The sequence below is a fragment of the Microbacterium salsuginis genome, from assembly GCF_012524205.1.
In the GTDB taxonomy this organism is placed as follows: domain Bacteria; phylum Actinomycetota; class Actinomycetes; order Actinomycetales; family Microbacteriaceae; genus Microbacterium; species Microbacterium salsuginis.
Genome location: NZ_JABACI010000004.1, coordinates 614,587 through 625,987 on the forward strand (window position 1 = coordinate 614,587; position 11,401 = coordinate 625,987).

Here is an 11,401-nt window from a genome sequence, read left to right on the forward strand (position 1 = left end):
GTCAGGACCGCGCACCCCCATGCGCCGGTCGTCAGGGGGATCATATCCGCCTGCACCGCTACGCTCGGTAGCCGTGCTGCCCGTTGACTGGATCGAACACCGCCGTGCCGACGGCGAGATCGTCGGCTGGATCGTGCCCGATGGCGACGGATTCCGCGTGCGCGACCTGCTCGGGCGCGAGCGCACACCCGAGGACGCCGACGGCCGGCGCACACCGATCGAGTGGCTGGCGGCCGAAGAACTGCTCGAAGAGCTCGGCATCGGGTATCTCGCGGACCGCTGGACCCTGCGCCTGACGGACGGCTCCGAGCGTCCGGTGCGCATCGCCGAGGCCAGCCTGCGTGGTGTCACCGTCGTGGCCGACGAGTTCGGCGCCGCCTCCGCGGTGGGCGGCGTCCTCGAGCGCTTCCGCCTGCCTTTCCCGGTCGCGGACGAGCTCACGCCCGGCTGACACGACCCGCTCACGACGCTGCCCGGCGACCGTGAGGTCACCGGGCAGCGTCGCGCTGGAGACTCGGCCTCAGCCGTGCGTCGCCGACAGCTCCGTGAGCGCCGTGACGACGTCCGAGTCGGCCGCGAGGCCCGACTTGCGAGCCGCGTTCGCGAGGTGATCGACGACCGAGTCGCTGTTGCCCTTGGCAGCCAGCATCTCGGCCTTGTCGACGTGCCCGCGGACGTCGGTCAGCGCCTTGCCGGCCAGCGTTCCGGCGCGCTCGGCCTGGTCGACGTACGCCCGCACCACGGCGAAGCTCGGCGCGTGGTCGAGCCTCGTCTGCAGCTGGGCGTTGAACTCGTCGAGCTGGATCTCTCCGGCCGCGGCGATCTCGTTGGCCGACATCATGGCGCTCTCGGTGAGCCCAAGTGTGTCGAACCCGCGCGCGATCTCGCTGCCCAGGATGTGGCCGTTGTACCAGTACGTCGACCAGTACCCGGCGAGGTTGAGCCCCGTCGGGTTCGGGAAGTCGACCGGACCGCGGTCGAGGTACGCGATCTCGACCGGGTTCGCCGTGTCGGTGAAGTCGATCACCGACACACCGCCCTGGTACCAGGCCTGCACCATGATGTCGCGGCCGGGCACCGGCACGATCGACCCGTTGTGGGCGACGCAGTTCTCCTGGGTCGTCTGCACGGCCGGCAGCTTGTAATAGCTCGCGAACTGCAGCTTGCCGTCGACGATGTCGAAGAGCGCATCCGCGCCCCACTCCGGCCGGTCGGTGTCACGACACCGCGCCGAGGTTCCGCCGCCCCACTCGTCCGTGAAGATCACCTTCGTGCCGTCGTTGTTGAACGTCGCCGAGTGCCAGTACGAGAAGTTCGGGTCCGACACGGCATCCAGCCGCACCGGGTTCGCCGGGTCGGAGATGTCCATAAGGATGCCGTTGCCCTGGCACGCGCCGGCGGCCAGGCCGATCTCGGGGTAGGCCGTGATGTCGTGGCACGTGTTCGTGTTCGGCAGCGGGCTGTAGTTGGTGCCCGACGGATGCGGTGTGCCGGGCATCGTGTTCTGCAGGCCGTTGTACGCGCCGGTCGCGGGGTCGGTGAAGATCCGCGGCTGGCTCACGACGGCCGCCGTCTCAGGCGCGGCGAGCGGCACCTGGATGACGTCGATCCGCCACTGCGTCGGGTTGCCCGTGGTGACCGGCTCGGCGGTCAGTGCGGCGTTCTCGCAGCCGGCCAGCTCGGCGCCGGAGCGCACGTTCGACGTGCCCGAGTTGTAGATGTAGACGTTGCCCGGGTCGTCGGGGTCGGTCACCAGCGTGTGCGTGTGCGATCCGCGGCACGTCTGCACACCGGGCAGCTGCACCGGGTTGTCGATGTCGCTGATGTCGAAGATCCGCACGCCGCGGAACCGCTCCGCGTTGACCGGACCGGGGGCGCCCTGCGTGCCGCAGTCGATGCGGCCGCGGGTCTCTTCGACCGACATGAACAGCAGGTTGCCGTACACGGAGACGTCGCCCTGCCCGCCGGGACAGACGAAGGAGCTCCGCAGTGTCGGGGCCGCGGCATCCGTCACGTCGTAGACCTGGAAGCCGTTGAAGTTGCCGACGATGGCGTGGTCGCCGGTGAAGGCGAGGTCGGAGTTGACGAAACCGAAGTTGCCCGGGTTCGCGTCGAACGGCGCGACACGAGGCGTGCTCGAGAGCAGCTCGATGTTGCTCGCGGCGATCTCGGCGTCGAGGTAGCCGGGGTCGAGGCCGACGCGGGGGTCGTCCTCGGCCGAGGCGGCGGCGGCCGTCAGCAACGACGCGCCGAGCAGGAATGCTGCTGCTCCGGCGAGCGTGCGTCGGCGCCACCGCGGGGATGGACGGGTGATCTTCATCGAACGTGCCCCTCTCACTGCGTGGATCCGGAGCCTCCCGTGGGGCGACGGCGCACGACTTCGTGCGGGGGCGCGGGCCCCTTCATCTGCAAAGGGGCAGGAGGCCGATGGTCGCGAATCTATCGGGTCGGAGGGGTCCGTGGCTAGGATCGGATGCCCGGGCACATCAGTACCCGCCAACGGCGTCGGAGGTGCGTTCTGTGGTCGCTGTGGTCCGCCGGCTGAGCGTTGTGCTCGTCGCCGCGCTGGCGCTCGCCGGATGCACGGCCACCGAGCAGCCCCCGCGGCCGACCTCCACGGCGCCCGTCGTGCAGCTGGGCGCACCAGGCGAGGACAACCGCACGATGTCGCCCGAGGAGCAGCTCGAGATCACTTCGGCGCCGCACACCGACACCGACGTCGCCTTCGTGCGCGACATGCTGCACCATCACGCCCAGGCCCTCGTCATGACCGGCTTCGTCGACGAGCGCGCCTCGAGCGACGGCATCCGTCTCCTTGCGGAGCGCATGCAGGTCAGCCAGCAGGACGAGATGGGCCAGCTCGAGTCCTGGCTGCAGCAGCGCGGCGAGCCGGTGCGGGATCCGGATGCGCCGCACGCGCACACTCTCATGCCGGGCATGCTCACCGAGGACGAGCTGGCCGCGCTCGAAGCCGCGGAGGGCGAGGCGTTCGACGCGCTGTTCCTGCAGTCGATGATCCGTCACCACGAGGGCGCGCTCGTCATGATCGCCGAGCTGTACGGCAGCGTGGACGGGGCGGAGCCCGATCTCGCGCAGCTCGCGGGCCACTTCGACTCCGACCAGCGCATCGAGATCGCCCGCATGTCGAGCATGCTCGCCGAGCTCTCGGGCTGACCGCGAGGCTCGCGTACGCTGGCCCCCATGACGACCCTTGTGCTCACCCTCGTCGGCGACGACCGAGCCGGGCTCGTCGCGGCTGTGGCCGACATCGTCGGCAATCACGGCGGCAACTGGGAGAACAGCCAGCTCGCCGAACTCGCGGGCGCGTTCGCCGGCATCGTCGAGGTCTCGGTCGCCCCCGAGCGCGCCGATGAGCTGCGCGCCGCGCTGTCGGTGCTGGACGGCCTCCTCGAGGTGACGATCCACCCGGGTGCGGCGGCGCCGGGCGACGAGCCCGCCGGTGACCCCGCCGCATCCCGTCCCCGTCCACTCACGCTGCAGGTCATCGGCAACGACCACCCCGGCATCGTGCGTGAGATCTCGGCCGTGCTCGGCAATCACGGCGTCAGCATCGACCGCATGAGCACGCAGACACGGGATGCAGCCATGTACGGCGGGCGCCTGTTCGAGGCGACGGTGCACGCCCGGGTCCCGGCATCCGTCGACCTCACCGAACTCACCGGCGAGCTCGAGCGGCTCGCGAGCGAGATCCAGGTCGACGTGACACTCGAGGCCTGAGCCTCGGCCGGCGGCTACGACAGGTCGCGCAGACGCGCCGCGAGGCCGGCGTCATCGCCGGTGCGACGTTCGTAGCCGACGGCGATGATGAGCAGCACGGCGCCGACCACCGACAGCGTGATCCACCACGGCATGGCCTCGATGCCGCGGCCGATCTGCACCGCGAACGCCAGCACGTTCTCGACCGGCAGCACCACGATGCCCAGCACGAACGGCGCCGCGAGCCGCCGGCTGGCGCCCACCAGGATCGCCACCAGCGCGATCGCCATGACCAGGATCGCCCGCCACGTGCGCGGGTCGGTGTACGTCGCCGCGACCGAGGCGCTCAGCATGACGACCAGCCCCGGCGCGAGGAGGGCCCACGATCCGCGCCAGCCCGCGGGCCAGTCGGTCAGCCGGGACGGCGGCGCTGTCGGGGCAGGGTCGGTCTGCGACGGAACGCGCGTCGCGACCGCGCCGGCGACGAGCAGGAAGAACCCGAGCGGCAGCGAGAACCATTCCACGCGGAGGTCGCGAGGACTCCACGCCACGACCGCCGTGATGAACGAGACCGCGAACAGGAACCACACCGGAGGAAGGGCGGTGGGATGCCGCAGCCCCCGCACGGCGACGAGCACCATGACGCTCAGCAGGGCCAGCAGAAACCCCCACATGGTCCAGATCGTGAACCAGTCCCGGGTGATCGAGGGCCACGCCGCGACGCTGAGGATCAGGACCGACGGTGCACCCAGCCAGCGGGTGCGAGCGAGCACCGACTTCTCCGGCGCCCGCGCGCGCAGCCCGCGTGCCGCTGCCGCTGCGGCGCCCGCGCCGACCAGCCCGAACGCCAGGCTCGTCACGATCAGCGGCACGGTCTCGGCCGGTGCCGGGTCGGCGCCGAGTCCCCAGCGGACGCCTTGCACCGCGCTCGCCGCCGCCGCGACGATCGCGACCGCCAGCGTGGGAGCGCGCAGCGCGCGCAGCCGCCGCAGCGTCGTGGACGAGCCTCGGCCGACCCAGCCGGCGGCGCCGACCAGGACCCACGCGACGGCGACCAGCACGAGGGCGCGGGCCGCGGCATCCGGAGCATCGGGCGCATTCGTTCCCAGCTGACCGCTGCCCGCCACCGCGAGCAGCACCAGCGTCGGCACGACCGCCGGCGCCAGGCCCACGGCATAGAGTCCTCTCGCCGGGCGTCCACGCGCAGTGAGCACCACGCCGACGAGCGCCGCACCGAGAGCAGGAGGCAGCAGGTACGGCTCGAGTCCCGTCACCGACGTGAGCCCCCACACGCACCAGAGTGCACCGGTCGCGGCGGCGCCGGCGAGCCACCAGCCGTAGCGCCGACCTGCGAAGAGGGCGCTCGCGCCGAAGCCGATCGCGAGGACCACGAGCACGACGACGGTGGTGGACAGCCCCGCGGCCTCGCGCGTGAGTGACAGCGCGACGGCGATCGCCGCCGTCACCAGAGCGGATGCCTCGATCGCGAGCCCAGCGGCGCGGGCCTGCCGTCGTGCGACCCGCCGCTCCAGTTCCGAGCGGACCAGGGCGCCCGCGCCCAGCACGGCGGCCACGATGAGCGCGATCACCGGGAGCACCACGGGGGAGCCGCTCGTGGCGAGCAGCTGCGCCCCGAGGCACACCACCACGACCGACAGCGCCGGCACGAGGATGCCGGCGGCGACGGTGCGCACGACGAGCCCGAGGCCCGCACGCCGAGTCGTTGCGAGGGTGAGGGCGAGGAGGAAGATCACGGTCGTCGAAAGTGCCGTCCAGCCGCTCCGCTCGAAGACCACCTGCGCCACGCCGATCGCGAACGGCACGGCGGTCACCACGAGCACGGCGTGCCATTCGCGTGGCGGCACGCGCCGCGCGAAGGTGGCCGCGATCGCGACGAGTCCGGCCGCGCACGTCGTGAGGCACAGCACCGCGATGGGGTCGAGCGCGGTGCGCGCGAGCGCGGTCGCGAAGACGACGAGCCCGTAGGCGAACGCCACCCCGACGTGGACGAACCGGCCGCCCCGTGGCACCGTCACCGCGAGCACGCCGATGCTCGCGACGACCGCCACGCCCGCCGGCACCGTGAGGGCGGCATCCGCCCACGACAGCACGCCGGCGAGCGCGACCGCGACGTGCGCCCCGGCCATGAGAGGCATGCGGACCGCCGCCGACGCCCTTTGCAGTCGCGTGGCGAGGACCGCGCTGACGACGAGAGCCGCCCCGAGGGCGATGGCGATGCGCGCCCACACCTCGAGACCCGGCAGGCACAGCACGGTGAGGAACGCGAGAACGCCGTACCACCCGCCGAGGTAGCCGAGCCATCGCGTGCCGAGGGGTTCGGCGGGGACGGTCACCGACGCCGGGCCGGCGTCGGCAGCGGAAAGAGCGGGGACGGATGCTGTCGCCCCTGCTGCGGCGGAGGCCATCGGTTCGTGCGACGGGCGGTCCGCGCGCGGTGCCGCCGTGAGGGCGGCGAACCCGCCGAGCGAGAGCGCGAGCACCGCGAGGCCCATCGTGAGAGCGACCGCCGTGTCGTCGAGCAGCAGAGTCCCGCCGTCGGTTCGGCCCATCGCGAGGGCAGCCAGCGAGAGCAGAGCCGTCGCGGTCGGGATCGCCGCGACGGCGCCCACCACGGTGACCGCGCCGCCGAACAGCGGCCCCGGCCGCACCAGGCGATGCAACGGCCTCAGGGCGCCGACCGCGAGCAGTCCGATGCCGGCGGCCGTGGGAAAGACCGCGAACCAACCCTCGAATCTCAGTGTGGCGGTGGCCGTCCACGGCACGGCGGTCGCGGCGAGCACCGTCGCACCGCCCGCGACGAAGGACCACAGGCCGCCGGCGGGATGACCGGCCGAGAACGCCGCGACGACGGCGGTCGCCAGCAGCGTCGCGACCACGACATACGCCGGATCCGCTGTTGGACCGGCCATCGCACCCGGCCACCCGGCTCCGCCGCCGGTGCTCGTGAGCGCCGCGGCGTTCGCGAGGGCGGCGCCGACGAAGAGGAACTGCGCCACGGTGAGCGAGGCGCGCTCGACGGTGAGGCGGCCGTCGTCGCCGACGCGCACGCGTCCGGTCGCGGCGACCAGCGCACTCGCGGCGGCGGCCGACGCGAGGCATCCCGCGATCGTCGCAGGCGCACTGGTTGCCCCGAGCGCGAGCATCAGCGGGGCGAAGGACAGCGCGATCGTTCCGCACCACACCCACACGCGGATCCCGACGCGCAGGCCCACGGTGGCCAGGACGCTGCCGGTCATAAGAGTCGACAGGGCCGAGAGCACCCAGCCGTTCCAGCCGGGCGGAAGCAGCGGGACGGCCGATGTCACGGTGAGCGCCGCGAAGACGACGCCCAGCGCCCCGACCGACTCGGCCGAGAACCGCAGGCCCCGGCGGGCGAGCAGCACGGCGCCCACGGCGAACATCGTGGCGATTCCGCCGACGATGAGGGCCCGTGCGAGCGCGTCGGTGAGGTCGGGGTTGAAGAACGTGAACACGCCCGCGGCGATCGCCACGAGACCTGCGCCGGCGACTGCGAGCACGGACTGGACCGTGGCGGACGAGGCCGGCGCGCTTGCCGTGAGGGGGACGGGGCGCGGGCCGGATGCCGAGGCCGTCGCTCCTGCGGCGGTCGTGACGGATTCGCGCGGCGTGGCGGCCCAGACCGACGGCACCCTGTCGAGCACCGCCTGGCGGGCGTACAGCGCCTCGGCCGCAGTCCGGGACGCCTGCCAGAGCTCGGCGCCGAGCTCACGGAAGTCCGCGCCGCACCGGCGGCAGCGCTGTCCGTCGACGACGCCGCGCTCGCACACCGGGCAGCCGACGGTGTCGGCGAGCTTCGCGATCGCGTTCGCGCTCCAGTCGGGGATCCGGCGCGACGGCGCCTCGGTGCTCACTCCTCTGCGCCCTTCGCCGCCAGCGCTGCCGGGTGATCGTCGGGCACCCACTCCAGGATGTCGCCGGGCTGACATTCCAGCACGCGGCAGATCGCGTCGAGAGTCGTGAAGCGGACGGCCTTCGCGCGCCCGTTCTTGAGCACCGAGACGTTGGCGGGGGTGATGTCGATGGCCGCGGCGAACTCCGAGACCGACATCTTCTTCTTCGCCAGCTCGACGTCGAGGTTGATGATGATCGGCATCAGACCACCTCCGAGAGGTCGTGCTCGAGCTGCGAGGCCTTTCGCAGCAGGCCGCGCAGCACGACGATCAGCAGTGAGAGGCCGGCACCGACCACCACTCCGAGCAGAAGCAGCAGCGTGATCGAGGGCGTCATGAACCCGGTGAGACTCAGAGCGACGAGAGCGATGAGCACGAGGACGGTGGCGAAGGCGACAGCGCCGAGACTGACGTCGACGTCGGGGAACGCGCTCTCGCTGAAGATGCTGTCTTCGCGCACGAGCGAGAGCAGCCGCCACACGCACACCAGCACGACTTGCACGCACAGCAGGAAGAGGATGCCGACGACCGTGCCGGGGATCTCGAAATACGCGATCTCGGAGTACCGCACGGCGGACTGGGCCGCCACTGCCGGCACCACGAAGATCTGGCATGCCAGCAGCAGTGCCAGCAGGGCGGCGATGAGGATCTTCAGGAGGATGATCGTGGTGCGCTGCATGGCCTGCCTATCGATAAACGGTAAGTAGTTATCGAGAAACAATAGCCATAAACTGAGCGCGCCGCGCAAGCGGCTGGGCGAATGCAACAGGTGAGTTGCACTTGAAGAGGGGACATGCAACGCTGAAGTTGCATTAATTCCTCGAAAGGAGCACCATCATGAGCATGACCATCAACTCCCCTTCGATCGTCGACGACAGCGCCTTCACGGTGACGCGGACGATCATGATCGCCGCGCCCGTCGACAAGGTGTGGTCCGCGGTCGCCGAGCCCGAGCATGTCTCGCGCTGGTTCGGACGCCTCGAACTCGACGGCACGGGCGCCGGGGCCGCCGGCACGCTGTCGTGGACCGACGGCCCCCGCATCCCGATCCGCGTCGAGACGGTCGACGAGCCGCGCTCGATCTCGTACCGCTGGGGCAACGACGACGCCAGCGGCACCATGTCGGCCGAGCTCGACGACGCCACTTCGACGGTGTTCACCTTCACCCTGGTCGCGACCGACGAGGGCACCGAGCTCACGGTCGTCGAGACCGGCTTCGAGCGCACCTCCGACCCCGCGTTCAACCTCGCCGAGCACGGCAAGGGCTGGAATGGCGAGCTCGACAAGCTCGCGGCGCTGTTCGAGAACGAAGCGGGGTGACCGTGACTGGGACCCTGGTTCCCGTGTTCGCCGCCCTCGGCGACGACACGCGGTGGAGAATCCTCCAGGCGCTCGGCGAGACGGATGCCTCGGCATCCGCCCTCGCCGGGCGCTTGCCGGTGTCGCGCCAGGCGATCGCCAAGCACCTCACGGTGCTGCAGGAGGTCGGTCTCGTCGAGCCGGTGCGCGTGGGCCGCGAGGTGCGCTATCGCGTCGTCGGCGCGCAGCTGTCGTCCATCGCCCGCCGGCTCGAGGCCGTCGGCGCCGAATGGGATCGCCGCCTGGCCGCCATCAAGGACATCGCCGAGTCCCTCTGAGGGGAACGGATGCCGCGGCTCAGCGCGCTGCGTGGACGCATCTCGTCTGCGCGTCCGGCCCGATCCATCAGACCGCGGCGCGGATGAGCGGCACGGGAAAAGCCGAGGCTCGCATGGGATCGAGTCGCGAATCGGTGATGCCCGCCGTGAACGGGTCGAGGTCGAAGACCTTGAACAACGCCTCGCGGCCGAACTTCGAGCTGTCGGCGACGAAGAATGCCTCACTCGCGATCGACATCATCGTGCGCTTGAGCTCGATCTCGTAGCTCGAGGTGCTGTAGAGCCCGTCTTCGACGACGGTGTCGCAGCCGATGATGGCGACATTGACGCGCAGGTTCTGCAGCTGCTGCACCGACGTCGGTCCCCACATCGACACGTCGTTGGGCAGCAGCTCGCCGCCGATGAAGACCAGGCTCGCGTTCTGCCGCTCGGCGATCTCCATCCCGATCTGCAGGTCGTTCGTGACGACTGTGACGCGGGCACGCGTGAGGTGGCGAGCCACCTCCAACGTGGTCGTGCCGCTATCGAGCAGTACGGTCTGGCCGTCGAGGATCCGGTCGGCCATCGCCTTGCCGATGGCGACCTTCTCTCGGCGGTGGAGCGTCTCCTTCAGGTCGAATGGCGCGTCGGTCTGTCGTATGGGCAACGCGCCGCCGTGCGTGCGCTGCACGAGATCGCGCGCTTCGAGCCTTTCGAGGTCACGCCGGACGGTGGACGGCGTGACGTTGAAAGCATCTGCGAGCTCGGTGACCGACTGGAAGCCTCGCTCCAGGAGCAGCTCAACGATCTGAGCTTGTCGCGACATCGCGGCGGGTCTCCTTTCACGGGGTAATCCGATCGACTATATCGCTCACAGCGCGCGATAGTGCGCAGATACGCGCGCATATCGCGCAGAATCTGCGCAGTAACGATTGACATCACGCAGATCGATGGGTAACATCGTGCGACGGATCGTCGCAAACGCGCACAGCTGCAAAGCGACCCCGACCACGAAGGAGTGAGTATGAAGCGAAAGAGTCCTGCAATCGCCCTGCTCGCGGGAGCGGCAGTGTTCGCTCTCGCTGGCTGCGGAACCACCGCCGGAGGCGGCGCGACCGATGCCGGAACCGACGGCGGCGCCAGCGCTGAGGGCGCGTACGTCACGGTCGTCAAGGCCACCGGCATCGGCTGGTTCGACCGCATGGAGGTCGGCGTCGACGAGTGGGCCGAAGAGACCGGCGTCGACGCTCGCCAGGAGGGACCCGCCCAGGCCACGAACGAGGGCCAGGTCGAGATCATCCAGAACCTGATCGCCCAGAACCCCGTGGCGATCACCGTCGTCCCCAACGACGTGGCGGGTCTGGCGACGGTCCTCGGCGAAGCACGCGACGAGGGCATCATCGTCGTCTCGCACGAAGGCGCCGGCATCGAGAACGTCGATATCGACATCGAGGCGTTCGAGAACAAGGCGTACGGTTCGCAGATCATGGACAACCTCGCCGAGTGCATGGCAGAGGAAGGCGGCTACGTGCAGTTCGTCGGCCGCCTGACCAACGGCTCGCACAGCGAGTGGGTGGAAGGCGCTCTGGAGAACCAGGAGGCCAACTTCCCCGAGATGACCCGGCTCGAAGACCCGATCGAATCCGAAGAGGACGAGGAGGTCGCGTACAACAAGGCCAAGGAGCTCCTCGCGAAGTACCCCGACATCAAGGGCTTCCAGGGTTCGGCCGGAACCGACGTCGTGGGCATCGCGCGCGCCGTGGAAGAGGCCGGCAAGACCGACAGCGTCTGCGTCATGGGCACGTCGATCCCGTCAGTCTCGGCGAGCTACCTCGAATCGGGCGCCGTCGACAAGATCTTCTTCTGGGACCCGGCGCTGGCCGGCAAGGCCCAGCTGGCCATCGCGCAGATCCTTGCCGACGGCGGCACGATCGAGGAGGGCACCGACCTGGGGATTCCCGGCTACGAGTCGCTCGTGAAGCTCGAGGGCTACGACAACGTCTTCGCCGGTGACGCCGGTGTCGTCGTGGATGCCTCGAACGTCGACGAGTACGACTTCTGATCCGATTCACCAGCTCGTCGACCGTGCGGGAGGGCACCGGCAACGGTGCGCTCCCGCACGGCGGCTCGAAGGAG

Annotated in this window: 11 protein-coding genes; 6 read left to right on the forward strand and 5 right to left on the reverse strand. The window is 70.4% G+C overall.

Annotation, left to right across the window (positions count from 1 at the left end):
* Positions 1-73 precede the first annotated feature (73 nt).
* Entirely contained in the window at positions 74-451 is a 378-nt protein-coding gene (locus tag HF576_RS14590; protein WP_168913517.1) for a hypothetical protein, read from the forward strand.
* A gap of 69 nt (positions 452-520) precedes the next feature.
* On the opposite strand, the gene HF576_RS14595 is transcribed toward HF576_RS14590, so the two are convergent.
* Positions 521-2,320 carry an LVIVD repeat-containing protein gene (locus tag HF576_RS14595; protein ID WP_168913518.1) on the reverse strand — a complete coding sequence of 600 codons (1,800 nt, stop codon included), beginning with the start codon at positions 2,318-2,320 and terminating at the stop codon, positions 521-523.
* A 200-nt stretch (positions 2,321-2,520) separates the two neighbouring features.
* Here HF576_RS14595 and HF576_RS20415 point away from each other — a divergent pair, with 200 nt between their 5' ends.
* Positions 2,521-3,174: a DUF305 domain-containing protein gene (locus HF576_RS20415; protein ID WP_168913519.1), complete on the forward strand. Its 654-nt coding sequence runs from the start codon at positions 2,521-2,523 to the stop codon at positions 3,172-3,174.
* A gap of 27 nt (positions 3,175-3,201) precedes the next feature.
* Positions 3,202-3,738 carry a glycine cleavage system transcriptional repressor gene (locus tag HF576_RS14605; RefSeq protein WP_168913520.1) on the forward strand — a complete coding sequence of 179 codons (537 nt, stop codon included), beginning with the start codon at positions 3,202-3,204 and terminating at the stop codon, positions 3,736-3,738.
* 14 nt (positions 3,739-3,752) lie between these two features.
* Here HF576_RS14605 and HF576_RS14610 read toward each other — a convergent pair whose 3' ends face one another.
* From HF576_RS14610 to HF576_RS14620, 3 genes are read right to left on the reverse strand one after another with little or no spacing between them, the layout of a single operon-like run.
* A complete protein-coding gene (locus HF576_RS14610; RefSeq protein WP_168913521.1) occupies positions 3,753-7,610 on the reverse strand; it encodes an SCO7613 C-terminal domain-containing membrane protein in 3,858 nt (1,285 codons plus the stop codon).
* A complete protein-coding gene (locus HF576_RS14615; protein WP_168913522.1) occupies positions 7,607-7,852 on the reverse strand; it encodes a helix-turn-helix domain-containing protein in 246 nt (81 codons plus the stop codon). The genes HF576_RS14610 and HF576_RS14615 overlap by 4 nt, the downstream gene beginning before the upstream one ends.
* Complete coding sequence (locus tag HF576_RS14620; protein WP_168913523.1) at positions 7,852-8,328, reverse strand: DUF2975 domain-containing protein; 477 nt, start codon at positions 8,326-8,328, stop codon at positions 7,852-7,854. Before HF576_RS14620 ends, HF576_RS14615 begins: the two co-directional genes overlap by 1 nt.
* Before the next feature lie 158 nt (positions 8,329-8,486).
* Here HF576_RS14620 and HF576_RS14625 point away from each other — a divergent pair, with 158 nt between their 5' ends.
* Positions 8,487-8,969 carry an SRPBCC domain-containing protein gene (locus HF576_RS14625; RefSeq protein WP_168913524.1) on the forward strand — a complete coding sequence of 161 codons (483 nt, stop codon included), beginning with the start codon at positions 8,487-8,489 and terminating at the stop codon, positions 8,967-8,969.
* The gene (locus HF576_RS14630; RefSeq protein ID WP_343234290.1) at positions 8,966-9,286 is read left to right on the forward strand and encodes an ArsR/SmtB family transcription factor; all 321 of its coding nucleotides are present in this window, start codon (positions 8,966-8,968) and stop codon (positions 9,284-9,286) included. The genes HF576_RS14625 and HF576_RS14630 overlap by 4 nt, the downstream gene beginning before the upstream one ends.
* Before the next feature lie 67 nt (positions 9,287-9,353).
* On the opposite strand, the gene HF576_RS14635 is transcribed toward HF576_RS14630, so the two are convergent.
* Complete coding sequence (locus tag HF576_RS14635; RefSeq protein ID WP_168913525.1) at positions 9,354-10,091, reverse strand: DeoR/GlpR family DNA-binding transcription regulator; 738 nt, start codon at positions 10,089-10,091, stop codon at positions 9,354-9,356.
* A gap of 198 nt (positions 10,092-10,289) precedes the next feature.
* On the opposite strand from HF576_RS14635, the gene HF576_RS14640 reads away from it, so the two are divergent.
* A complete protein-coding gene (locus HF576_RS14640; RefSeq protein WP_168913526.1) occupies positions 10,290-11,327 on the forward strand; it encodes an autoinducer 2 ABC transporter substrate-binding protein in 1,038 nt (345 codons plus the stop codon).
* Positions 11,328-11,401: the final 74 nt, after the last annotated feature.